This is a genomic window from Burkholderia sp. Ax-1720 (assembly GCF_011753035.1).
GTDB classification, from domain to species: domain Bacteria; phylum Pseudomonadota; class Gammaproteobacteria; order Burkholderiales; family Burkholderiaceae; genus Burkholderia; species Burkholderia gladioli.
Genome location: NZ_VWWK01000109.1, coordinates 1 through 24,855, shown reverse-complemented (window position 1 = coordinate 24,855; position 24,855 = coordinate 1). Strand labels below are relative to the sequence as shown.

Below are 24,855 nucleotides of genomic sequence, written 5' to 3'. Positions count from 1 at the left end.
TCCAGCGTCGCCAGCGCCAGCGCGAAGCTCTGCATGGCCGGGCGCGGCCCGTTCGCCATGCGGCGCTGCGAGCGCAGCAGGAAGGCCGGGAATTCGGCGCCCAGCGTGTGCAGCGTCGGCGAGCGCGAGGGATGCCGGGCCAGGTAGGCGCGCGCGAAGAAGCGAAACAGCGAGGGGCCCAGCAGGCGCAGCAGGGCCGGGAATTCCGCCTCGAGGCAGGCGATCAGGCGCATCCAGTAGCCGTCCGCGTAGACCGCCAGCCGCGCGCGCGGGTCGACGCCGGCGGCCGTGGCGATCACGCGCTCGATGCCGGCGCCATGCAGCGCCCGGGCCTGCGCGAGCCCGGCGCCGAGCCCGCCGGGATGCGTGGTGGCGGCCTGCATCCAGTGCTGGATCGCGGGCAGGTCGAGTTCGGCGGCCAACAGCGTGTCATCCATCGATCGCCTCCGGCACCAGATAGTGGAGCGGGGTGGAGAGCGCCATTTCGCTCGTCTCCACGGTTTGCGGCGCCGCGTCGGCAAGCGCTGTTGTTGCCTCGCCGCGAGCCGCGCGACGCGCCTTGTCGAGCTCGGCCAGCAGGCCCTCGTAGTCGGGCAGGTTCGCGTCCCATTCGAGCAGGGTCGAGACGCCGCCCGTCAATTGCTGGGCCAGGCGATACAGATCCCAGATGGCGGGCGGCACCGGCTGGTCGTGCGTGTCGACCAGGCAGTCGCCGCATCGCGTGTGGCCGGCCAGGTGCAGTTGCACGATGTGCTCGGGCGGCAGCGCGCGCAGGTAGGCCTCCGCATCGAAGCCGTGATTGAAGGCGCTGACGAAGACATTGTTGACGTCGAGCAGCAGCCCGCAGCCGGTGCGTTCGGCCAGCCGCGCCAGGAATTCGCATTCGGGCATCGTCGAGGCCTGGAACTGCACGTAGCTCGACGGATTCTCGAGCACCAGCGCGCGCCCCAGCACCTGCTGCACGGCATCGACGCGCGCGGCGACGTGGTCGAGCGAGGCCGGGTTGAGCGGCAGCGGCAGCAGGTCGTGCGAATTGTGCGAGCCCAGGCCGGTCCAGCACAGATGATCGGAAACCCAGGCCGCGCGCAGCTCCTCCATCAGGCGCCGCAGCTGGCCCAGGTAGGCCGTGTCGAGCGGCGCGTCCGAGCCGATCGACAGGGACACGCCGTGCATCACGATCGGCACCTCGGCGGCGATCCGGTCGAGCATCGCGCGCTGGTAGCCGGCGTCCTCGAAGTAGTTTTCGGAAATGATCTCGAACCAGTCGACGCGCGGGCCGTCGGCGAGGATCGCCGGCAGGTGCTGCGGGCGCAGCCCGACGCCGAAGCCGAGATCGGGCAGGCCCAGGCGGGGCGGCCGCCCCGGCCGGGACGCGGCGCTCGCCGCATCCCGGCCCGAGGGCAGCGCCCGCGGGCCGCGGCCGTCAGGGGTGACGGTGACGGACATGCGAGGCTCCGATCAGGTCGACGGCGGCAGGGCGATGCGCAGCGTGGTCGGCAAGGGCTTGGCCGGCGCCGGCTGGCCCGGGTTGCGATGCGCCCAGACCTTCTCCAGCGCGCCCCAGGCGACGTCGTAGACCGAATCGCCGACCGCGAAGTCGAGCGTGACGATCACGGTCGCATCGCCCTGGGTGCTGGTGAGCGGCTCGGGCGTGCCGTCGGCCTTGAAGTCGAACAACTGCATGGTGCCGCTGCTCGGGTAGAGCTGCGAGGCCGAGATCGGCACCGCGCAGCCGCCGAAGCCGTTGCAGCGGTTGTCGGCCGGCGCGCTGTACAGCGTGGGCGCCCCGCAGCCGCCCTTGCCGGAAGCCATGGTCGAGGGATGGCCGCAACTGCCCGCCGAGCCTGCCGATTGCGAGCAATTGCCGCCGCCGCTGACCGACTGGACGAAGCCGCATCCGCCTTGCGTGGCGCAATGGTTCGAGCCCTTGCAGCTGTGATAGACCGCCTGCGCCGCGCAATCGCCGCCGGAGCCGTCGAGCGCGAGCGACTGGCAGGCATGCATCAGGGCCTCGCCCTGGGTGCCGGTGCCCGACGAGGCGCTCGCCTCGCGCAGGCTCGGCGCGCTGCCGTACACGGCCCAGTACAGCGCCATCCGGTCGCCCGAGCCGACCATCGACGGGAACGGGAACTGGACCGTGGTGTCGCCCCAGGAGCTCGACAGCACCGTGGTGATGCCGGCCAGCGCGCCCTGCACCACGTTGTCGAGCGTGGCGCTCGGCATGCCGGTCTTCAGCTCGTTGAGCGCCGTGGCGACCGCCTCGGGCGTGGGGATATTGGTGGGCGCCTTGGCCGGATCGTAGTCGGCCGTGGTCAGCATCGAGGCCGACCAGCTATTGCCGGCCTGGTGCCAGTGCTGCCAGGTCCGCAGGCTGCCGAGCTGCTCGGCGATCTTGTGGAAGCGCTCGAAGTGGTTGAGCGTGCCGTTCGGCACGCGCGCCGTGGCGTCGTCGCTATGCGGCTCCTGCGTGCCGGTATCGCTGTAGGACGGGTAGTCGGCTTCCAGGGCCGGCTGGCTCGGCTGGAACTGCACCAGCACGTTGGCATTGGCCGCGGCCAGCGCCATGCGCCGCTGGACCTTGCCGATGAAGGCCTGGATGGTGTCCCAGTCGATGCCGCCTTCGCCCTGGTCGCAGATGGCCCACATCATCAGCATCGCCTGGATGTGGGCGTCGAGCGCGCCCGTGAAGGTGATCTGCGACGGCATGCCGGGATACTCGGCCATCGGGTGGCCCGAGCTCTTGCTGTTGAACAGGTCGCGCTGGCCGACCGCGCCCGCGAAGCACTTCTCCCACAGCGTCTGGCCGTCGGTATAGGCGATGTTGGTGTACTGCAGCAGGCAGTAGTACATCCAGCCGATGGTGCCGAACATCGGCAGGTCGACCTCGGTGCTCTGCGCGGTCCAGCCGTCGAACGGGACGGCCGGGAAATAGCCGGTCGAGGGCTTGATGCTGGCCAGCGCGGTGGCGTGATCCTGCTCGATGATCTCGAACAGCGCCGTCTGCGAGGGCGTCAGCGCGGTGAGATCGACCGCGGCGGGAACCGGGTTCACCGGGTTCGGCTTGAGGTCCCTGAGATCGATGATGTGCGGGATCACCGTCTTGTCCGGGCCGTAGCAGATCCAGTTGTATTGCTCGTCCTGCAGGGCCGGGCTGTTGAAGTTCGGCTTGACGCCCAGCGCCGAGCACAGGTTGGCCGCCATCTGCAGGTGCAGCATCTCGTCGATGAACACCGAGAACAGCAGGTTGTAGGCGGTCTGGTTCGCCAGCTCGACGGGCGGTGCCGCCGGGATCTGGCCGATCGAGCGGCCCGGCCAGACGCGTCCCTGGTAGTAGGAGATGTCCTTGGCGTTGATCGCATGCGTGCCCTGGATCGACTTCATCGCGCACATGTAGATCGGGACGGTGAACAACTCGACGTTCACCGCCGCCTGGACCAGCGCGCGCAGGGCGGCCTGGTCGGCGGCGAGATGGGACAGGTCGCGATCGCTGATGAGGGGCGGGTTCTGGGGAATGCTGCCTGAAACGTGCACCGGCGTATCCATACAGGCCTCGATGGGGGACTTGATCCATGCTTTCCCGAATACGGAAAAGACGGACTGCATTTTTTGAAATCTTCCGGCCGGCAGGCCATATTGGCCGACTTCACCCGTGCTCGATCCGGAAGCTTGTTTTCGATTCGACGAAATCATGCCGCGGGCGCGCATTCGCGATGAATGCGCCGGCAGCTGAAAATCCCGGAAAATCGATTGCCGATCGGCTGATTTACTGGCTGGTGGTCTCCGTCCAGCGCGATGGCAAGCGCAAGACTACAGCAGAAAATATCAATTTGTGTGACATTTTTACAGCGGCTGGTTTTAACGGAATGCTTATCGACTATTATCCTGCTGCCTATTGAATTATCGATTGCTTAATCGCCATGACAGGCCCGTTGTCGATTCGGGTTGTCCATGAGTCGATCGCGAAACATCCCGCCCCGGAGCTCGCCCATGAATCCGCTGCGCATCGCCGTGCTGTGCCTCACGCTGGCCGGTTTCGCCGCCGGCATGATTGCCGCCTTCTGGTGGTATCGCGCCAGCGAGGCGGGAGTCGATCCCGCCTGGAGCAAACACGAGGGCGGGTTCGAACCGGTCGACGCCTTGCAGTCGCAGGCGGGCTGGCTGGTCGGCCTGCTGCAGGCCGCCGACGTCTCGGCCCGGCTCAACCAGCGCGCCGCGCAATGGACCGCGGTGTCGGTCCTGCTGACCGGCTTCGCGAGCCTGCTGGGGCTGTTTGCCTGAACGCCGGCCGGCGCGCGGCCTGTTTATCGATTTTCCCGAAACAAGCCGAATATCCGCCCGCCTGAAAACAATTAAACAAGCCGTTTGACAAGGCATCGGGCCTATGTTCATATCGCCGGCGGCTTAATCGATGAGCCATTCAATGGCTGTTGCCATTTATTGATCAGTCTTCGTTTCAGTTTTCACATCCTGAGCATTGAGCGGCGAGCCGCGGTAGCGCAGGGGTATATCAAAAAGACATTCTCGGCCGCTCTTTATCCTGTTGTCACCAATACGGAGAAAGAGATGAAAAAAGTAAAATCCCAATTAGTGGCCAAGCTGCTGGCCGCGTTGTTGTTCGGCGGCGTGACGGCGTCGCAGGCGATGGCTGCCGGCACCACCTTCAACCTGGTCAACGGCACCAACGGCGCCTACCCGGACAGCAAGGTGTACTGGACCCTGGTGGGCATGGACCCGGCGCACAACAATGCCTATGTGCATGTGAATTGCGCCGGCAACCTGATTCCGATGAGTTCGAACGACAATTCCGCGCAAACCAAGAACGGCATCGGTTACGCGAATTACTCGATTCCCTTTTCGCAATGCAAGTCGGTGACGGTGGCGGCCATCACCTCCGCGCGCCTGTATCTGACGGTGGGCAGCACCCTGTATCTGCAGGCGGTCGGTAATCCCGCCACCGGTTATACCGGTCCCAATATCGAGAATCCGACCGATCCGAATATCGACGTGGTATTCGATTTCGTCGAATTCGACAGCAACGGCGCCAATTTCTTCGGCAATACCACGCGGGTCGATCAGTTCGGCTTCCCGCTGCGGCTGCGCCTGCAGGGCCAGGGCGGCTTCGACCAGACGGTGGGCGAGACCGAATCGCGCGCGGCGCTGTTCCAGGCCTACCAGAACCAGGTGCCGGCGCCGTTCCAGGGCCTGAGCCAGGCGCCGTACCGGATCGTCGCGCCCGCGCACGGCAGCTTCAAGGCGGGCGGTGCGAACGCCAACTACCTGGACAGCTACATCCAGTCGATCTGGAACCTGTACAGCACCCAGACCCTCACCTTCACCGACGCGCAAGGCACCTTCAGCGGCCATGTGGTGAACGGGCAGTTCCAGTTCACCGACGGGCAGGGCACCTACTACATCAACCACAAGCCGACCACCAGCGAGGTGCTGCTCGGCAATGGCGTGTTCAACGACGCCTCGAACGCGGCGCCGGGCGTGCCCACCGCCAAGCAGTTGCAGATCCAGGCGCAGGTCAGCGCGGCGATCAACCGCCATGTCGCCGAGAACGCGGCGCTGTGGACCAGCCCGAGCGCCTTTTATGCCTCGCAGCCAACCAACTCGTATGCGCAGTTCTGGCATGCGCATGCCATCAACAACCTGAGCTACGGCTTCTCCTACGACGACGTGGGCGGCTTCAGCTCCTCGCTGGTCGGCACCAACCCGACCGTGGCGACGGTCACCGTGGGCTGGTAAGCCTGGCCTGATCCGATCGATGGCGGCCGCTCGAAGCGGCCGCCATGTCAACGACGAGGCCTGCTACCTCGCCACCGACCCGGCCTGGCGCGAGTCCCGCTTCCGCTTCACAGGCCAGGGGCGCACCAGCGCGAAGACCATGCCACTGAATTGCGCGACCGAGGAATGGCCGCAAGCGCAGAGTGAATACGAGCAGGTCGGCACCCTGATCAACGAGCAAGCGCCGGGAACATGCCTGTTCCCGGCGCTTGCCTCATTTCATCGAGACATCCAGGCGATCAATCCGATTCCGTGAACTGGATCGCCGGCGAGCTCGAACCCGAGCCGGCCGAGGCCGTGCACTTGCCGAGGCTCAGGTTGTTGGTCTCGCCGGTGCTGCCGCCGTTGTTCGGGCCGATGCAGCTCGGCGCGGCCGAGGAGCCGTCGGTGACGGCCAGCTTGACGGTGACCGAGGCGCCCTTGTTGAAGTCGGCGCGCGAGCCGCCGGCGTTGCCGACGATGTTGAACTCGGCCTGGGTCCAGCCGTTGGCGATATCGGAGACGCTGTCGCGCACCGAGGAGCTGAAGGCCTGCGTGCCGAAGGTGACGGTGGCCGTGTCGGTGCCGTTGGCCGTCGCCGTGCCCGCGAGCTTCAGGCTGGCCAGTTGCGTGATCGGGATCTGCTTGGCGACCACCACCGACGGGCTGTTGCGGAAGCAGTCGTCGCCCTGGCCGCTCTGGTCGGCACCGGCGTCGATGTAGCCGCTCGGGCAGATGTTGGTGTTGCCGCCGTCCACGTCCTGGCCGTAGTTCTCGAGCCAGGTCTGGATGAACACGTCGGAGGTGCCGGTCAGCGCCGTGCCGGCCGAATTCACGTCGTCCGAGACCAGGATGTATTGCTGCCAGGCCAGGCAGCCCGAGAAGCCGTTACAGGCGGCCGACTGGTCGACGAAATTGGTGTTGAGCTGCAGCGTGTACTGGTTCGCGCCGGTGATGCCGTCGCTTTCGCTCGAGCCGAACGGCACGTTGGCGCCTTTTTCCGATGTCACGCCGCTGACCGTCGGGAAGCTGCCCACCACCTCGCTGATCAGCTGGCCGCCGGGCGCCTGGATCGCGTAGTCGAAACCGTTGCCCACCACCTGCTGGCCGCTGCTGCGCAGCTTCTGCTCGCCCAGCCGCGCGGCGCTGCTGCGACGCGAGGAGTGATAACCCGATACCGGGCCGCAGGCCACCTTGTCCCATTTGAGGTTGGGATAGGACGCGTGATAGCAGCCTTCGCCGCGCGGCGCCGATTGCCGGACGTTCTCGCGCCACGATGCCTGCGCCGCCGTGTCGGCCTGGACCTGCGCCTGGTCGACGAACGCATTGGCGGCCTGTCCCGCGTAGGCGGACGAGACCGGCACCGCGCCGATCAAGACGGCCGCGCTCGTCAGCAGCGTTGCGCGAACCACGTATTGCATGTCAAGCCATGTCCTCGATCGCATCTGTATCTCCAGTGGAAGCTAGGTGTGTTGGGTTCGGGCCTTGTGGGCCCGGGCCACGACTTCTCGAACGACAATCCGCGGCAGGACGGATGGTGGAATGCCTGCCGTGGACCACTTGCCTGAGCGGCGAAGTTCTTTTTCGATGGCTTCACATGGATTCGACGAGAGTACCCCCCTCGTCGGGCCGTCACGGCCCGTCTCCCGCGAGACCAATCGGTAATTCGGTAATTGCTGAATCGGGCTTTTATTGAAAAAAACAAAGCCCCTCGACAATATCGATTGTCGAAAATCATTTTCAATCAGGATTCAATTCATCCAATTCGGCCGATCGATTCAAGGCGTGCAAATGCGGCGCCGAAAACAATCGACGGAAATCGTTGAATCGCGGATTCGGCGGATTCGGCACATGCGGCCGATCGGGCGGAATACCGCCCCGCTGGGCCGTGGCTTACCGGCGCAGCGTGTATCGACAGGCGTTTGAAAACATCGGAAGCGGCCCTCTCCATCGAGTAATTCTATTTACATGCGATTGTCGGCTATTTGTCGGAATTGCAACAATTAATCCGCAACACCTCGATTGGCAAGCAGAGTGCCGTGAAATATTTCGTAAGTCAAACTTTTTTTGATGGCTTCTAAAATGTTTTGCCGGCGGTAATATTTGTCGAATTCGGCCGATATGCGGATGTAAAAATTCCGCGAGAATCCCAATGAAAATGGAACGAATCGCGGCTTCATTCAAGATTGCCGATCGATCTGGCGATAATGCGAATCCAATTGTCGGCAGGCGGATGGGGAAATGAAAGGCGCCGGATAGGCCCGCGCGCGCAAGGGGCCGGGCGCGGGGGCCCGGCCGGCCGGTTCCCGGCGATGCGTTGCCCTTACGGCTTCACGAACTTCAGCGTCATGCGATCCGATTCGCCGATCTCCGCGTATTGCGCGCGATCGGTGTCGCCGCCCGCGTAGGTCGGCGGCAAGGACCAGACGCCGTGCGGATGATCGGTGGTGTCGCGCGGGTTGGCGTTGATCTCGCTGCGCCCGGCCAGCACGAAGCCGGCGGCCCGGGCATGCTCGATCACGTAGGCCTCGGTCACGTAACCCGAATCGATCATGCGCTGCAGGGACGTTCCCGGGCGGGCGCGATGCTCCTCCACACCCAGCACGCCGCCGGGCTTCAAGGCGTCGTAAAAGGCGCGCAGGTTCGCGTCGATCTGGCCGTCCTTGATCCAGTTGTGGATATTGCGGAAGGTGAGCACGGTATCGACATGCCCTTGCGCGTCGAAGCCGGAGAAGCGGCCGTCCCGCAGGTTGCCGATCGCCACCGGGCCGTAGATTTCCGGATGCGCGGCCAGCTTGCGCGCATAGGCGAGATCGCCCCGGCGCTCGGCTTCGGGCTCGGGCGCGGGGCCGATGTATTCGGCCTCGTACAGGCGCCCCTTGCCGCGCAGCACGGGCGCGAGGATATCGGTGTACCAGCCGCCGCCCGGCGCGATCTCCAGCACCGTTTGATCGGCATCCAGGCCGAAGAAGCGCAGCGTCGCGCCCGGGTGGCGATAGCGGTCGCGGGCGCGCGCGGCATCGCTGCGCTGGGTGCCGGCGATCGCGGCGTCGAGCGACACGGCGGGCGGCACGGTGGCCGCCGTATCCACGGCGCCGGCGTTCGCCGCGGGCGGCTGCGCGCAGGCGCCCAGGCCGAGCGCGATCAGCGCGGCGGCGATCGATGCCGCCGCGAAGCGTGGGACGGTGGAAAGCTTGGGAGCGCGGGAGGAGAGGGTCATGGTCGATCGGCGCAGTGACGGGTAGGCGACACGATACGCGCTTGCCCGACAATCTGCCCGATCCCGGTCTTGGCGCCCGCGGGCGTTCCGGTTCAGTGCCGCTGCGGCACGGCGGGAGCCTGCCCGACCGCCGAGGGCATCAGCCACAGCGCCAGGGCGAGCGAGACCAGGCAACCCGCCAGGACTTCCTCGATGCGCAGCCGCGCCAGCGGCAGGATGGCGAAACCGAGCTGGCCATAGACCAGCCCCACCAGCGTGGTGATGAAGAACACGCCGCGCGTATAGGCGTGCAGGATGTGGTACGCCCAGCCGAACACCGACAAGGCCATCGCGGCGATCAGCAGCCAGGGCTGGTGCCCGCACCAGTTCACGCACAGCACGCTGGCCGCGGCGCCGGCCAGGGTTCCGGCGATCCGCTTGAAGACGCGCACGCGCGTGCCCTGGCGCGAGGTGGTGCCGAGAAAGACGACGAAGGTGCTGATCACCGCCCACATCGAACGGTCCGCCGACAGGCTGCCGCCCGCCAGCATGGCGAGCAGGGCGGCGGCGGTCGCCACCAGCGCCGGGCGCCATGCCAGGCGGTGCAGGCGATGGGCGAGCGAGGGGCCGAGCGGCTTCCCGGTGAGCCGTCCGCTGACGACGAGCTCGGCCAGGCGATGCAGGGCCCGGCGCCAGCCGGTGCCGGCCTCGATGCCGTGGCCCAGTGGCTGGATCGCCTCCGCCGGACCACCTGGCGCGACCGGAACGAGGATGCGCCCGACCAGGGTCACGATCCCCGCGGCGAGCGTCATGATCCCCAGCATCTCGACCAGCAGCGCGCCGGACGGGTGCAGATAGAGGCCCAGATAGAAGCTGACCAGGCCGAGCAGGCCGGCGCCGACCGCGCGTGCGCCCAGCGTCTGGCACAGCAGCCCGACGAAGACCACCGCCAGCGAACCCGCGATGCGCAGCGCGGGATAGGGGGCGAGCGCCGCCGCGGCAGCGAGGGACGCGCCGGCGCAGAGGCAAAGGGTGACCAGCGAGACCAGCCAGCCCGACCAGCGCGGCTCGCGCAGGAACAGCGGGGCGATCATCGCGAACAGGGCGCCCGGCACGGCGACGGTCGGCATCATCTGGTGGTGGAGCGCCCAGCCGACGCCGAGGCCGGCGCTCAGCAGGCAGGCGAGCGTGGAGCGCGAGGCGGCGCGCAGGCGGGTGAAATCGGGATCCTGGAGGCGGGCGCGGGTCAGCGCGCGTGAGCAGGCGGCGGCGATCATGGTCGACGATATCCGGGCATATCGACAAACCGGCTTGTGGCCGGCATGGCGATGGCCGGGCGCGAGGGGCCCGGCGTTGAACGAGCCTGCGGCGCGCCTTGGCCGGGGTTGCCGGCGGCGGGCGGCGCCTGGTCAGGCGTGTGTTCCGGGCCGCCAGCGTGGCGCCCAGGGTAGGGCTCGCGGCGGGCGGCTCGGGTTTTCCCGGATCATAGCCGATCAAAATTGGGCGATGCCCGGGATGCCCGGGATGCGTCTGGCGCCGTCCACCCCGCCAATCCGCGATCCGCTCACCGCTTCATCGAACGCTCACAGCGACGGCGCCCAGGTGGTGCCGAACGGGTTCGACTGGTCGATGCCGGGGAAGTCGACGAAGGCCTTGCTGCAGTCGAGCACGCTGCTGGAGCCCAGGTCCTGCGTGGCCGAGCCGTTTACCGCCACGCGATTGGCGGCCGAGGCGAAGATCGGCAGGTTGACGTTCTGCAGCGTCAGCCTGGCGTCCGAGGCGATCACCGAGATGCTGTTCGGGGAATCGGCCACCACGTTGCTCAGCGTCATCACCAGCGGGAAGGCCGGTTCGCCGTAGCCGCCGGTATTGGCCTCGAAGCCCTGCAGCTTGACGCCGGCCGTGCCCGAGATCACCACGTTCGAGATCGAGATGTCGTGGAAATTCGGATACAGCGGGCCGCCCGCGGGCAGCGCCTTGGTGCTGTAGTACGGCGTGAACAACAGGGCATTGGTCGCGTCGCGGATGCAGATGTTCGAGTAGTTGATGTTGCTCACCTCGCCGCCGCGTGCGTAGTCCGACTTGATGCGCAGGCCTTCCTCCGAATCCCGGAAGGCGTTGTCGTAGACCTGCACGTTGGTCACGCCGGCATTGGTCTCGCTGCCGATCGAGATGCCGTGCCCCCAGTAGATATGGTTATGGGCGATCACGATGCCCCACTTGCGGTCCGAGCGCACGTCGCGGTTGCCGTCCACCCCGAACAGCCCCGAGCCCGCCGGCGCCGGATTGTTGCTGCCCTTGAGCGCGATGTCGTCGTCGCCCGTGCTCACGTAGTTGTAGGCGAACACGAAGTTCTTCAGGTAGCCGTCGAACGAGATCGCGCCGCTCGCGCTCGCGGTGGTGCTGCCCGTCGACAGCGCGACCGAGGTCGGCTTGGACGCGGAGCCCGGATCGAAGGCGTCGGTGTTCTTGACGTTGTCCTCGCCGAAGGTCTGCCCGGTGTAGAGCGGATTGCCGTTGCCCGCCGGGTTCGCGAACGCGGCCAGCGTCGGCGTCTGCACCTTCACGCCCCAGACCGTCAGGCCGTCCACGCCGCTCGGCACCACGTGGAAGTTCGGGCTGTTGTTGAGCGTGATGCGATACAGCGTGAGGTTCTTCGCGTAGTTGAACACCATCAGCCGGAAGTTCGATTGCGAGGCGGTGCCCGTCGTGCCGTTCTGCACCATGTTGCCCAGGTAGGCCAGGTCCCACCAGCTCATGTTGCGTACCGAGGATTTCGAATCGACCACCGTGCCGCCGTTGTCGCAGGCGGTGCCGTCGGGCGCCACCGTGCCGGTCTTGTAGGCGGCATAGGTATTCGAGCAGCTCAGGTCGACCTTCATCAGCGGATATTTCGCGTCCGACGTCACGATTTCCGCGTAGCCGCGTCCGTCGATGCGGCCGTCGCCCACCACGCCCGAGTTGACGAGGTTGGTGCCCGTGATCAGGGCCAGGCAGTTCGACGAGCTGCCGGCCTTGGTCGCGCTGACCGCCGTGTTGCCGCAATAGGGGCCGGCGAGGCTCGGCGCATAGGCTTTTACGTCGCGCGAGGCGTACAGCGTGACGCCCTTGTCGATCCACAGCGTGACGCCCGAGGGCAGGGTGAGGGGGCCGCTGATGAAGCCGTTGCCGGGGCCGCTGCTGTTGACGACGAGGCGTACCGCGAACTTGCCGGCCCGGTACCTGGGCTTGGCCAGCTCCTCGCCGGACGCGCCCGCGATATTGAGGTTCGCGACGGCGGCGGCTTTTTGCGCGGCGGTGGCCGAGGCGTCGGCGGCCGCGATGGCCGGGCCGACTTCGGCGTCGACCGAAGCGCCGCAGGCGTCGAGCGCGGCCTGGATGCGCGCCTGGTCGGGATTGGCCGTGGCCGGCGACACCGCCTTGCCGACGCCGGCCACCGACGGATCCGCTTCCGGCGGCAGCGAGCCGTCCGGACGGCTGACCAGCGTGTTGCCGGCCTCCAGGGTGCTGCAGACCTGCGCGTCGGTGGGCAGGCTCGGCTCGGCCGGCAGGTTGGCGTCGAACGTGGTGGTGCCGACCTGGAACACGCTGTTGGCGGCAGGTGGCGTGCTGGCCGTGGCCGGCGGACTCGAATCGTCGCCGCCGCAGGCGCTCAGCGCGGCCGCTGCCGCGAACGAGGCCGCGAGCAGGCACAGCAGACGCGCGCATCGCGTCCGTGAGGAGGATGTCATGGAAGGGTGTCTCCTGAATGGGCATCGTGCATTGACGATGCCGGGTTGGTATCGGCTTGGTATCGGGTGGCGGACGGCGAATCGCCGGGTGTTCGATTCGCGTCGTCGAAGGGCTGGGCCGCGCTCGTCGTGTGAGCCGCTTTATGGTCAGTCATCCTATAACGACAACTGGATAAATGAAAGATGACTGATGATGAGCCGGAAGAGACGACTCGCGTGCCGAATACGGTGGCATCACTCGAAATAAAACATCAATCTTATATTTGTTTTAATTTGGGAATTTAATTCTAAATCATTCGCTTTTCTGGCGATTGGATACTGCACCTACGGGTATGCACCAAGCCTTCATCATCCCTTCACGGTACAAATCCAAGAGATTTGTTGTCTGATGTCTTATGTTTTCGTGACAGGCAAGGCAAGCCGGCATGCAGCCCGGAAGACGGACGTCGAGCGGAAGCGAGCGCGAAAAGGCGAAGTAGGGGACTCGCGCGGCGAGCGAGGGCGCCGGGATACACTTTCGGCCAGCATGAGGATCGCCGCGGTCCGCGGCATGGCGCGCGAAGCGCATCGGCAACCCCAACCCCAGGAGCAGTCTTGAACGTACTCGACGAAGTTCGCGCACTTGAAGGAAAACGATTCGACGCGATGCAGGCAGGCGAGCTCGACGCCATCGCGGCGCTGCTGGACCCGCGGCTCATCTACGTGCACTCGAGCGGCCTGGTCGACTCGCGCGACACCTACCTGGCCGCGCTGGCCAGCGCGGAATACACCTATCACTCGGTCGAGGTCGTGAAGGACGAGCAGGCCGTGGTCGAGGGCGATGTCGTGATCCTCAACCGGCTGCTGGCCGTGTCGATGACCGTGAAATCATCGGGCCAGACGCTCGCGCGCCAGCTCAGCGCGACGTCCGTGTGGAGCAGGGCGAACGATGCGCGGGCCTGGCTGCTGGTCGCCAGTCACTCCACCAACCTCGCCTGAGGCACCGGCAAGCCCCGGCCGACGCAAGGCGCGGCCGGGACGGGAAGGCGGATCAGACCGCCTCGGCGCACTCGCGCGGCACCGGCTCGGCGCCGACGACGGCCGCCGCCTGGGGAAGCTGCGGCGAGGCGAGCCGATACAGCAGCACCAGGCCGAGCAGGGCGAGCGCCAGGCCCGGCACGAAGTCGGCCCGCACGCCGGCGCGGTCGACGATGGTGCCGCCTGCGGCCGACCCCACCGCGATGGCGACCTGGATGATGCTGACGAACATCGCCGAACCCACTTCCGGCAGGTCCGCCGCCGCGCGCTGGATCCAGACGCTGAAGCAGAGCGGCAGGGCGCCGAAGGCGATGCCCCAGAGCAGGATGCCGGCGGTCTCGCCGATCCGCGAATGCTCGAGGAACAGCATCGCCGCCATCGCGCCCATCAGCAGCACGATCATCAGCATCGACGAGCGCTTCAGGTGGTTCGACACCACCATCGACATCAGCGCGTTGGAGACGAAGCCGATCAGGCCGAAGCCGAACAGCAGCAAGGTGAGGCCATTGACTGAGAAGTCCTGCTCCAGCAGCGGCGCGATATAGGTGTAGGTCGAGAAATGCGCGCCGAACACCAGCGCGACCATCAGCATGCTCGAACGCGTATGCGAGCGGCCCAGCAGCGTGCGGAAATCGGCGATGCGCAGCGCCGAGGCCGAGGGCAGCGACGGCACCAGCACCGTCTGCGCCACCAGCGCCAGCGCGACCAGGCCCGCCGTCACGGCGAACGAGGCGCGCCAGGACGCGAACGAGGCGATGAAGGTGCCCAGCGGCACGCCGATCACCGTCGCGCAGGTCACGCCGGTCAGGATGATGGCGGTGGCCTTGGCCGTGTCCCTGGGCTGCACGAGGCGCGGGGCCGCCGCCGTCGCGAGCGTCCAGAAGCCGCCGAGCGCGGCACCGAGCAGGGCGCGACCCACCAGCATCACACCGAGATTGCCGGCCAGCGCGCAGACCAGGTTCGCCACCAGCAGCGCCGCGGTGAGCATCAGGAAGGCATAACGGCGGTCCAGGCGGCCGGCGCCGATGATCAGCGTCGGCGCGAAGATGGCCGCCACCACGCCGGGCGTGGTCACCATCAGCCCGGCCACGCCCGAGGACACGCCGAGATCGTGGGCGATCGCCGGCAGCAGGCCCACCGGCAGGAATTCGGAGGTCACGAAGGCGAAGGCGCTGATCGCCACGGCGATCACGGCCAGCCACTGACGCAGGGACGTCGCGGTCGGGTCGGTGCCGGAGGAATATGGGGGAGTATCGACTTGCATGATGCGGCCAGGCTAAAGGGAAGTTCGAGAGGCTAAACGGAGTTCCCTCGCGGACCAAGCCCCTGGGCTTGAAAACAATGAACGGCCTGGCTGAACAATTCACGAATTAGGCCCTGGCCGAGGCCTTTCGTTCGCTTCGCGCATCACGCCGTCATCACGCCGTCGTCATGCAGCCTCGGCCACGGGGAGGCCAGACGCACTCAGGCGGTGTCGTATTGTTCGCGCAGCAAGGCCTCGGGGTCCGGCGCGCGGCCGCGGAACGCGACGAACGACGCCAGCGCCGGCCGGCTGCCGCCCGGCTCCAGGATCTCGCGGCGGAAGCGCCGCCCCGCCTCGCGCAGGCCGGCCTCGCCGCCCGCGGCCCGCGCCTCCTCGAAGGCGGCATGGGCGTCGGCTGCGAGCACGCGCGCCCACAGATAGCTGTAGTACGCGGCGGCATAGGGGCCCGCGAACACATGGCTGAAGGTGTGCAGCGTGTGCGCCAGCGGATCGAGCGGCACCACCTCGTAACGCTGGTGCAGCGCGGCGGCGCGCGCCTGCCAGGCAGCGCCTGCTGCTTCGTCATCGGCCGAATGCAGCGCGAGGTCCTGCATCGACAGCGCGATCTGGTGCACCAGCTCGATATGGCGGTCGATGCGCCGCGCGGCGCACAGGCGATCGAGCAGCGCGTCGGGAAGCGGCTCCCCGGTGTCCACATGCGCGCTCAGCGAGGCCACCACCTCGCGATCCTGGCAGAAGTATTCGAGCCATTGCGACGGAAACTCGATCGCGTCCCACTCGACCCCGCGCGTGCCGGCCACGGCACTCTCGTCCACGCTGGTCAGCATGTGGTGCAGGCAGTGGCCCATTTCGTGAAACAGCGTGACGACCTGCTCGAACGTGAAGCAAGGCGGCGCGTCGTCCGTCGCCGCGAGGTTGCAGATCAGATGCGCGACCGGCGTGCGCGGGCTGCCGTCGTCGTGCCGGCCGCGCGCGCGGCCGCTCGCCGACCAGGCGCCGTCGCGCTTGCCCGGGCGGGCATGCAGATCGAGCCGGCAATGAGCGAGCAGCCGGCCGTCGACATCCTCCACGCGCATCAGCCGGATGCCGTGTTGGGTGGAAACGCCGGCTTCCTCGCGCAGCGCGATGCCGAACAGCCGCGAGATCAGCGCGAACAGGCCGCGCAGCACCACCGGCTCGGGAAAATAGCGTCGCACCTCGTCGCTCGACACGCCGTGCTCGCGCGCGCGCAAGCGCTCGGCCAGGAAGGCGAGATCGGCGGGTGCCGGTTCGGCGAGACCGAAGGCCTCGCTCGCCGACTCGCACAAGGCCTGCCATTCCTCTCTCGCGCGCGCGAGGCTGCGTTGGTGCAGGTCGTCGAGGAAGGCGCGAGCGTGTTGCGGCGTGCCGGCCATCATGCGGCCCAGCGAAGCCGTGGCGAAGTCGCGATGGCCTCGCAGGCGCGCATCCTCCTGGCGCAGCGCGAGGATCTCCCCGATCACCGGGCCGTTGTCCCAGCTCGCCTGGCCGTTCGCATGCTCGACGCCGGGCAGCGAGGCACGCGTCGTTCGCGCGCGATACATCCGCTCGCGCAGCGTGCGCCGCGTCGCGAAGCGCATCACGTCGTCGTAGATCGCGTAGTCGAGCGTGAGGCGATGGCCCTCGCTGCCCGCGCGCGAGGCTGCCGCGCGAGCGGCCTGGCGGGTTGCCTCGGGCAGCCCGTCCAGCTCTGCCGGGTCCGTGATGTGGCAGGCGTAGGCGCGTGTCGCATCGCCGAGATTGTCCAGGAATCGTTTCGATAGCACTGCCAAGCGTTCTCGCACGGCATTGAGTCGAATGCGTGCTTGCGGCGCGAGCCCGCATCCCGCCGCGAGCGCCTCGTCGATCAGTTGTCGAACCACCCGCTTGCGTGCCGGCGAGAGAGCATCGAAGCTCGGCGACGCGGCCAGCGCGCGATAGCGGGCCAGTAGCGCCTCGTCCTGGCGAAACCGGGCACGCGCGGCGGCCAGGGCGCCGATCGACTGGCCATACGCCGTGCGCAGTTCGGCCGAATCGCGGATCGACAACAGGTGCTCGATGCGCTCGGTCACCGTGTCGAGCGCATCGAGGGCCGCGCTCACCGGGCGCGCGACGCTGGCCCAGGTGGCCGGCTCGCCGGCATCGCGGGCACGCGCGACGGCATGGTCGAGCGCGGCGATGCAGGTGTCGAGCGCGGGGCCGAGATGGTGGTCGAGGATGGCATCGGGATCGGGAAGCGCGTGCGGGTCGAGCAGGGGATTGAGCATCGTCGGGCATCCGTCGGACAGGTTGGTGGCGAACCATAACCGGCCCGCGTTCGCGCCGCAATGGCCAGGCGCGCGAAACCTACCTATAAGTTCTCATAGTTTCTGGTGAGGACGATGCGCGTTACGCTGTTTCACGCAATCAAGCGAACGATTTTCTTCCGCCTTTCCTCCTTCACTCCAGGAACGTCGCATGCCCTCAGCGCTCGAGCCGGCATTGCCGTTGACGAACAGTCAGATGGCGATGTGGCTGCAATGGAAATACGCGCCGGACGATCCGGCGTACAACAATCCGCTGTTGTTCGACATCCACGGCCCGCTCGATGTCGAGCGGCTGGCCGAGGCATTCACGGCCGTGGCCGAAGCGCATCCCGCGATCCGCATGCGCTTCGCGGAACGCGACGGCATTCCCCGGCAGACGCCGGCACCCGCATCGCCAGACACGCTCGCGCGAGTCGATTTCGCCGAGCTGGATGCGGCCACGCGCGACGTGCGCACGGCCGCCGCGATCGAGGCCTGCGTGCGTGCGCCGTTCGATCTGACGGCCGAGCCGGTGCATCGTTTCCTGTTGATCCGAACCGGTGCCGATGCCTATCGGCTGGTGCTCAATATCCATCACGTGTGCGTGGATGGCGCCTCCGCGGCGATGCTGCTCGCCGATCTGTCCGCTGCCTATCGCGATCTCGATGCGTATCGGGCCGCCGCCGCGGGCGGCCCCTCGTTCGCCGACGCACTGGCGCTGGAGCGCGAGCGCTGGATGGCGGGCGAGCACGAGCGTGCCGAGTCCGCCTGGCGCGAGCAACTGGCGGGACGCCCCACCGGGGTGGATTTCGGCCGGCTCGCCTTCGCGCGCGAACCGGGTGGCGCGAGCGGCGCGGCGCAACTGCGCTGGACCTTGCCCGTCAATCTGAAACAGGTGCAGCGCCAGACCCGCACCACGCCCTTCATCGTGCTGATGAGCGCGTTCGGCGTGCTGCTGCATCGCTATCTGCAACTCGACGCGGTGTCGATCGCCTATCCGGTCGACACGCGCGCGGCCGGCCTTGCCCGGATGTTCGGTTCCTTCATCAATTTCGTGCCCGCCTGCCTGGCGATCGACGACCAGCTCACCGCCGCGGCACTGCTCGAGCAGATGCGGCAGCAGCGCCGGGTGACCAAGCCGATCGCCGATTTCCCGCAGGTCGACCTGATGCGGATCGCGCGGCGCCAGCTCGGCGACGCCGCCGCGCCCGCCCTGAACGTGGCGCTGATCCCGGCGCGCTTCGAGCTCGACATGCTCGATCTGGACGGCATCGCGACGCGACAGCTCGCCTGCTTCACGGGCGCCGCGAAACAGGACCTCGCGCTGCTCTACGACGGCGACGAGAGCATCGACCTGATCCTCGAATATCGCACCGAGGTGTTGAGCGAGACCGTCGCGCGCCAGTTCGCGCGCGACTTCGACACCATCGTGGCGCAGTTGCTGGCCCATCCCGAGCGCCGCATCGTCGATCTCGCGCTCAGCGACGACGCGGCCTTCGCGCAACGCTACGCGAGGCTCGCGGATGCGGCGCCGTCCGACTGCGCGTCATCACTGATCGATGCGGCGCTGCTCGCGCAGCCGGCGCGCCTGGTCGCGGGCCGGCCGGGCCAGCATGTCACCGCGCGTGCGCTGCACGAGGCGGCCAACCATGTCGCGCATCGCCTCGCGGCGGCAGGCGTCGCGCCCGGCGATCGCGTCGGCGTGGCGATGCCGCGCGGCGCCGCGCTGCTCGCGGCACTGCTCGGCATCTGGCGGGTCGGCGCGACCTACGTGCCCTTGCCGCTCGACCTGCCGCCCGCGCGGCGCGCGAGCATCGTCGCCGACGCCGGGCTGGCCGCGCTCTGCCGCGACGGCGAAGCGGACGCGGGCGATCCGCCCACCCTGGTGCTGTCGGACGCCGTATTCGCCGCGCCCGAACTCGCGCCGTTCCAGGCCGCCGCCGGCAGCCCCGACGCGCTGGCCTACCTGATCTACACCTCGGGCTCGACCGGCGCGCCCAAGGGCGTCGAACTCACGCAGGGCAACCTCGCGAGTTTCCTGCTGGCGATGCGCGCGCGGCTGCCCGCCGGCACCGGCCACCGCATCCTGGCGACCACCACCATCGGCTTCGACATTTCCTTGCTGGAGATGCTCTGGCCGCTGGTATCGGGCGGCACCGTGGTGGCTTGCCCGGAGCCGGTGCGGCTCGATGCCGACGCGCTCGCGCGCCTGCTCGAACACGAGCGCATCGACTGGCTGCAGGGCACGCCGTCGTTCTTCAGCGTGTTGCGCGCGGGCGGCTGGCGCGGCAGCGCACGGCTTCACGTGCTGTGCGGCGGCGAGCCGGTGGATGCATCGATTCTCGGCTTCCTGCGCGAGACCTGCGCCTCGGTGCGGCTCGTCTACGGGCCGACCGAGGCGACCATCTGGTCGACCCTGGCCGGCCCCGAGACGGCCGAGGTCACGCTCGGCGAGCCGCTCGGCAACACCACGATTCACCTGCTCGACGTGCGGGGCCGGCCGGCGCCGCGCTTCAGCCGCGGCGAGATCGCGATCGGCGGGCACGGCGTGGCACGCGGCTATCGTGGCCGCGAGGACCTGAGCGCGGAGCGCTTCGTCACGCTGCCGGGCCTGGGCCGCGTCTACCGGACCGGCGACTTCGCCTATCGCGACGCGCAAGACGCGCTGCATTTTCTCGGCCGCGAGGACGGGCAAGTCAAGATCCGCGGCTTCCGCGTCGAACTGGGCGAGATCGAGCGGCAGCTCGAAATGTTGGAGGGAGTGGGGCGGGCGATCGTGCAGGTGAGTGCGTCGGCGGCCGGCGAGCCGATGCTGGTCGCCTGGGTGGCGCCGCGTGCCGGCGAGCCGCTGGACGGGGCATCGCTGCTAGGCGCGCTGGCGGCACGGCTGCCGGCCTATATGGTGCCGGCGCGGATCCTGATGGCCGCCGCCTGGCCGACCAATGCCAACGGCAAGATCGATCGCAGGGCGCTGCTCGACGCGCTGGCAGCCGATACGCCGGCCGCGGCCGGCGCGGCCCACGCCCGCGAGGCGGCTTGCGCGCTCGCGCTGGACGCACGAGCCGCGGCGCTGCAAGACATCTATGCGCAGGTGCTGGGCATCGAGCAGGTCGATCCGAACGCGACCCTGGTCGCGCTCGGCGGCCACTCGCTGTCCGCGGTGCGCATCATCGCCCAGCTACGCAAGGCCTTCGGCGTCGAGATCGGCCTGGAAACCTTCATGACGCACTCGAGCGTGCTCGCGCTGGCCGCGTGCCTGGACGAGCGCGGGGCCGGCGATGCGGCCGTGCCGCCGCGGCACGCCGATGCGCGCGGCATCCAGCCGGATGCGGCTTCGATGGCGCCCCACGGCGCGGAACCTCCACCGGTGGCGCCCGGCACGCCGGCAACGGCCGCCGGACCGGCAGCGCATGAAGACGCCCCGCTGTCGCCGTCGGCGAGCGAGCGCGCGCTGTACTTCCTCGACAGCGTGTCGGTGGTCAGGGAAACCTACAACATTCCGGTCGGCCTGCGATTCCCGGATGGCCTCGATCTCGAACTGCTCGAACGCGCGCTGCGCGACGTGCTGACGGCGCAACCGTCGCTGCGCGCCGTGTTCGAACCGAGTGCCCGGGGCCTGGCCAAGCGCTGCGTCCCCCTGCCGCCCGGGACCTTGTTCACGCGCCATCCGCGCATCGGCTTCGCGGCGCTGCGCCCGGTGCTGGAGCGCGGGTTGCGCGAGCCGTTCGCGCTCGGCAGCGGCCCGCTCTGGCGCGCGCATGCCTTCGCGCTCGAGGGCGGCGGCCACGCGGTATTCATGCTGTTCCATCACATCGTGATCGACGGCATCGGCTGCGGCAACTTCCTGCGCGAACTCGGCGCCCGCTACGAGGCGCTGCTGGCCGATCCCGCCGCGGCGAGCCTGCCCGTGGCGCCGGCCTCGGCCGCGCGCCAGCCCGTGGCCGAGGCGCGCGTCGATGCCCTGATCCAGCGCTTCGCACTCGCCGACCGCGTGCTGGCATTGCCCTATGCCGCGCCGTTCCCCGAGATGCGCAGCCTCGCGGGCGAGAGCCGGCCCATCGTCATCGACGCCCCGCTGCGCGAGGCGCTGGGCAGGTATTCGCGCGATCGAGGCATCCCGCTGGCGGCGCTGTTCCTGGGTGCCTACGCGCTGGCCCTGCACCAGGCGAGCGGCGAGTCGCCCGTCAACGTCGGTCTCGCCACCATGAACCGCACGCCGGATACGCTGCAGGAGATCGGCCTGCATACCAATACGGTGGTGCTGCCGATCGCGCTCGATCCCGCCGCGCGGCTCGACGCCTTCGTCGAGCGCGTGACCGGCGAGCTGTTCGCGATCTACGAGTACGCCGACGTGCCGTTCGAGGCCGTCGCGAGCCGGCTGGTGAGCGAGGCCTCGCTGGGCCGCACGCCGGTGTTCCAGACCTTCTTCAACTTCATCGACCGCTCGATGTACGCGTTCTCGATGGCCGGCCTGCCGGTGCACGAGATCCCGCTGCGGCCGACCGGATCGAAGTTCGAGCTCTCGCTCGAGGTCAACGATTTCGGCAGCTCGACCGAACTGTTTCTCGAATACAGCCACGACGTACTCGACGCGGCCGCCATCGACGATCTCGCAGCCGAACTGATGCGGATCCTGCTCGATTGCGTGCGCGCGCCCGAGATGACGATCGGGCAGCTCACGCTCACCACGCAACCCTGAGGACACCATGGAACAGGTGGCATTGATCGGCGCCCGGCTGCGGCTGCCGGGCGCCGACGGCATCGACGCCTTCTGGCGCAACATCATCGAGGGCAGGGACTGCATCAGCAGCCTGTCCGACGCGGCGCTGCGGGAGGCCGGCGTCGACGCGGCGCTGTCGTCCCGGGCCGAGTACGTGCGGCGTGCCGGCGTGCTCGACGACGTCGACCGTTTCGACTATCGCTTCTTCGGCTACACGTTTCGCGAGGCGCAGGCGATCGATCCGCAGCAGCGCGTGCTGCTGACCCTCGCGCACCAGTTGCTCGAGGCGGTAGGGGCCGGCACCCGCGAGGTGGGCGTGTTCGCCTCGGTCGGTTTCGCCCACTACCTGCTGAACAACCTGAGCGGCCACCCGCCCGGCAGCCTCGCGCTCGCCGACGTGATATTCGGCAACAGCGGCGATTGCGCCGCCACCCGCATCGCCTACAAGCTCGACCTGCATGGCCCGGCGATGTCGATCCAGTCCGGCTGCTCGTCGTCGCTGCTGGCGCTGCACAATGCGCGCGTGGCGATCCTGACCGGGCAGTGCCGGATGGCCCTGGTCGGCGCCGCGGCGATCCATGCCCCGCAGCACGCCGGCTATCTGTACCAGCGCGACGGCGTGCTGGCCAAGGACGGCATTTGCCGCCCGTTCGACGCGGCCGCGAGCGGCACCGTGTTCACCAACGGCGCCGTGGTGCTCGCGCTCAAGGCCCTGTCCGACGCGCGCCGCGACGGCGACCCGATCCTCGGCGTGATCCGGGGTTCGGCGATCAACAACGACGGCGCCCGCAAGTCCGGCTACACGGCGCCGAGCGTGGCCGGGCAGGCCGATGCGATCCGCCGCGCCTACCAGCGCAGCGGCATCGACCCGGCCACCATCGGCTACCTGGAAACGCACGGCACCGGCACCACGCTCGGCGACCCCATCGAGTTCCGCGCGCTGCGCGACGCCTACGGCGAAGCCGGCGGCGAAGGCAAACAGGCTTATTGCGCGCTCGGCTCGGTCAAGGCGAACATCGGCCACACCGACGTCGCGGCCGGCCTGGCGGGCGTGCTGAAGGCCGCCCTGTGCCTGGCGCATCGGACCCGTCCGCCGCTGGCCGGCTTCAGCACGCCGAACCCGGAACTGACGCTGGCGGGCTCGCCGTTCTATATTCCGACCCGCGCCGAAGCCTGGCCGGAGCCCGCCGGCACGCCGCGCCGGGCCGCCGTCAGCGCGCTCGGGGTGGGCGGCAGCAACGCTCACGTGATCCTCGAGCAGGCGCCCGAGCCCGGCCCGGCCACCGGTGTCGCGAACGGGCCGCTGCTGCTCTCGGCGCGCACGCCGCAGGCGCTCGAGAGCATCGAGCAAGCCAGCCGGGACGCGCTCGAGGCCGGCACGCTGGCGCCGGGCGACGCGCGCTACACCTCGCAGTTGTTCCGGGCGCACCACGCGGAGCGGCGCGCGCTGGTGTTCGGCGCCGGCTCGCCGGTGCGCCTGGCGGCCGGCGCAGACTGGCGCCATGCGCCGGCCGTGCTGCTGTTTCCGGGGCAGGGCACGCAATACGCCGGCATGGGACGCGAGCTGCATGCGCGCGGCGGCCGGTTCCGCGAACTGTTCGACGCCTGCTCGGCAGGCTTCGTGGCGGCCGGTTGCGACGATCCGCGCGCGCTGCTGGAGGCCGACGACGCGGCGCTGCGCGACACCGCCGTGCTGCAACCGTATCTGTTCACGCTCGAATACGCGCTCGGTATGCTGCTGATCGAGATGGGCCTGCCGGTGGCGGCCGCGGCCGGCCACAGCCTCGGCGAATACGTGGCCGCGACGCTGGCCGGGGTGTTCGAGCTCGACGATGCGGTGCGGATCGTCGCCGCGCGTGCGCGGATCATGAGCCGTGCGCCGCGCGGCGCGATGCTCGCGGTGCTGTGCGACGAGGCGCGGGTGGCCGAGTTCCTCGGCCCCGAAATCTCGCTCTGCACGGTCAACAGCGAGAGCTCGTGCGTGCTCGGCGGCAGCGAGGCGGCGATCGACGCGCTGGCCGCGCGGCTCGCCGACGCCAAGCTGGCGAGCGTGCGACTGCCCACCTCGCACGCCTTCCACTCGCATCTGATGACGGCCAGCAGCCTGGAATTCGCCGCGGCGTTCGACGGCGTCACGCTGCATCCGCCGCGCTTTCCGATCGCCGCCAATCTCGACGGACGGGCCGATCGCCCCGAACGCTTCGCGACGCCCGATTACTGGGTCGGCCATCTGCGCGGCACGGTGCGGTTCCGCGACTGCCTGGCCACGCTGGCCGAACAGGTGCCGTTCGGCGCCTGGGTGGAGGCCGGGCCGGGCAAGTCGCTGGTCAACGCGCTGGCGCGCGCCTTGCCGGCCGAGGTCGCGCCGTTCCCCACCTTGCTGCCCGGTGCCGAGGCGACGAGGTTCGACACGCTGGTCGGGCAATGCTGGGTCAACGGGATGGAGATCGACTGGCGGCCGCTGTACGGCGAGCTGCGCGGCAAGGTCGTGGCGCTGCCGGCGCATCCGCTCGACGAGGTGCGCTGCTGGATCGACGCGCCCGCCGCGCGCCCCGCCGTGGACGCGGCGCCCGAGGCCTATCGCAAGCAGGATGACCTCGACGCCTGGCTCTACGAATACGAATGGGCCGAGGCGGCACCGGCGCGTGCCGGCGCCGATGACGCGACCGCCGGGGACGATGCCGCCCCGCTGCTGCTGATCGGCGACGGCGGTGCCTTCGCCAACCGGCTCGCGCGACGGCTGGCGCGCCATGCGCCGGTCACGGTGCTCGACGATTTCGTGATGGGCGAGGCCCCCGCCGGCTTCGAGGCCCGCCTCGCCGCGTTCGCCGCCGCGCATGCCGACGCCGCCCGGTCGGGCCAATCCGCGCGCCGCG

At 68.6% G+C, this 24,855-nt stretch carries 16 protein-coding genes; 7 read left to right on the top strand and 9 right to left on the bottom strand.

Going from position 1 to position 24,855, the window contains the following annotated elements; genetic code table 11:
* The 3 genes from F3J18_RS25120 to F3J18_RS25110 all read right to left on the bottom strand — a co-directional run.
* A partial coding sequence (locus F3J18_RS25120) for a DNA-binding domain-containing protein (RefSeq protein ID WP_166914806.1) occupies positions 1–437 on the bottom strand: 437 nt, incomplete at its 3' end.
* A complete protein-coding gene (locus F3J18_RS25115; RefSeq protein ID WP_166914804.1) occupies positions 430–1,446 on the bottom strand; it encodes a DUF692 domain-containing protein in 1,017 nt (338 codons plus the stop codon). The genes F3J18_RS25115 and F3J18_RS25120, both read right to left, overlap by 8 nt.
* A gap of 12 nt (positions 1,447–1,458) precedes the next feature.
* Positions 1,459–3,543, bottom strand: a complete 2,085-nt coding sequence (locus tag F3J18_RS25110) for a ferritin-like domain-containing protein (RefSeq protein WP_166914802.1) — start codon at positions 3,541–3,543, stop codon at positions 1,459–1,461.
* A gap of 167 nt (positions 3,544–3,710) precedes the next feature.
* On the opposite strand from F3J18_RS25110, the gene F3J18_RS25105 reads away from it, so the two are divergent.
* The 4 genes from F3J18_RS25105 (at position 3,711) to F3J18_RS25090 (ending at position 6,043) form a co-directional block, all read left to right on the top strand.
* On the top strand, positions 3,711–3,896 hold the full coding sequence (locus F3J18_RS25105) for a hypothetical protein (protein ID WP_152554472.1): 186 nt from the start codon (positions 3,711–3,713) through the stop codon (positions 3,894–3,896).
* 91 nt (positions 3,897–3,987) lie between these two features.
* A complete protein-coding gene (locus F3J18_RS25100) occupies positions 3,988–4,278 on the top strand; it encodes a hypothetical protein (protein WP_166914800.1) in 291 nt (96 codons plus the stop codon).
* 285 nt (positions 4,279–4,563) lie between these two features.
* Positions 4,564–5,748, top strand: coding sequence for a glycoside hydrolase family 64 protein (locus tag F3J18_RS25095; RefSeq protein WP_166914797.1), 1,185 nt, complete (start codon positions 4,564–4,566; stop codon positions 5,746–5,748).
* Positions 5,749–5,767: 19 nt separating this feature from the next.
* Positions 5,768–6,043, top strand: a complete 276-nt coding sequence (locus F3J18_RS25090; protein ID WP_166914796.1) for a hypothetical protein — start codon at positions 5,768–5,770, stop codon at positions 6,041–6,043.
* Here the strand turns inward: F3J18_RS25090 and F3J18_RS25085 are convergent.
* The 4 genes from F3J18_RS25085 to F3J18_RS25070 all read right to left on the bottom strand — a co-directional run bounded on the left by F3J18_RS25085 (position 6,027) and on the right by F3J18_RS25070 (position 12,696).
* A complete protein-coding gene (locus tag F3J18_RS25085) occupies positions 6,027–7,187 on the bottom strand; it encodes a hypothetical protein (RefSeq protein ID WP_025100356.1) in 1,161 nt (386 codons plus the stop codon). The genes F3J18_RS25090 and F3J18_RS25085 overlap by 17 nt on opposite strands.
* Before the next feature lie 902 nt (positions 7,188–8,089).
* Positions 8,090–8,986, bottom strand: a complete 897-nt coding sequence (locus F3J18_RS25080) for a class I SAM-dependent methyltransferase (RefSeq protein WP_166914794.1) — start codon at positions 8,984–8,986, stop codon at positions 8,090–8,092.
* A 92-nt stretch (positions 8,987–9,078) separates the two neighbouring features.
* Entirely contained in the window at positions 9,079–10,242 is a 1,164-nt protein-coding gene (locus F3J18_RS25075) for an FUSC family protein (protein WP_166914792.1), read from the bottom strand.
* 306 nt (positions 10,243–10,548) lie between these two features.
* Positions 10,549–12,696, bottom strand: a complete 2,148-nt coding sequence (locus tag F3J18_RS25070; RefSeq protein ID WP_166914790.1) for a glycosyl hydrolase family 28 protein — start codon at positions 12,694–12,696, stop codon at positions 10,549–10,551.
* A 594-nt stretch (positions 12,697–13,290) separates the two neighbouring features.
* On the opposite strand from F3J18_RS25070, the gene F3J18_RS25065 reads away from it, so the two are divergent.
* Positions 13,291–13,674: a nuclear transport factor 2 family protein gene (locus F3J18_RS25065; RefSeq protein ID WP_166914788.1), complete on the top strand. Its 384-nt coding sequence runs from the start codon at positions 13,291–13,293 to the stop codon at positions 13,672–13,674.
* Between the two features lie 52 nt (positions 13,675–13,726).
* Here the strand turns inward: F3J18_RS25065 and F3J18_RS25060 are convergent, their stop codons facing one another.
* Both F3J18_RS25060 and F3J18_RS25055 read right to left on the bottom strand, forming a co-directional pair.
* Positions 13,727–14,977, bottom strand: coding sequence for an MFS transporter (locus tag F3J18_RS25060; RefSeq protein ID WP_166914786.1), 1,251 nt, complete (start codon positions 14,975–14,977; stop codon positions 13,727–13,729).
* Positions 14,978–15,177: 200 nt separating this feature from the next.
* Positions 15,178–17,241 (bottom strand): M3 family metallopeptidase, encoded by a 2,064-nt coding sequence (locus F3J18_RS25055; RefSeq protein WP_166914785.1) that lies wholly within the window; start codon positions 17,239–17,241, stop codon positions 15,178–15,180.
* A gap of 190 nt (positions 17,242–17,431) precedes the next feature.
* Between F3J18_RS25055 and F3J18_RS25050 the strand changes: the two genes are divergently transcribed.
* Together F3J18_RS25050 and F3J18_RS25045 are read left to right on the top strand one after the other, a co-directional pair.
* A complete protein-coding gene (locus tag F3J18_RS25050) occupies positions 17,432–21,958 on the top strand; it encodes a non-ribosomal peptide synthetase (RefSeq protein ID WP_166914783.1) in 4,527 nt (1,508 codons plus the stop codon).
* A gap of 7 nt (positions 21,959–21,965) precedes the next feature.
* Positions 21,966–24,855: type I polyketide synthase (locus tag F3J18_RS25045; RefSeq protein WP_166914781.1), on the top strand; the 2,890-nt coding region annotated here is incomplete at its 3' end.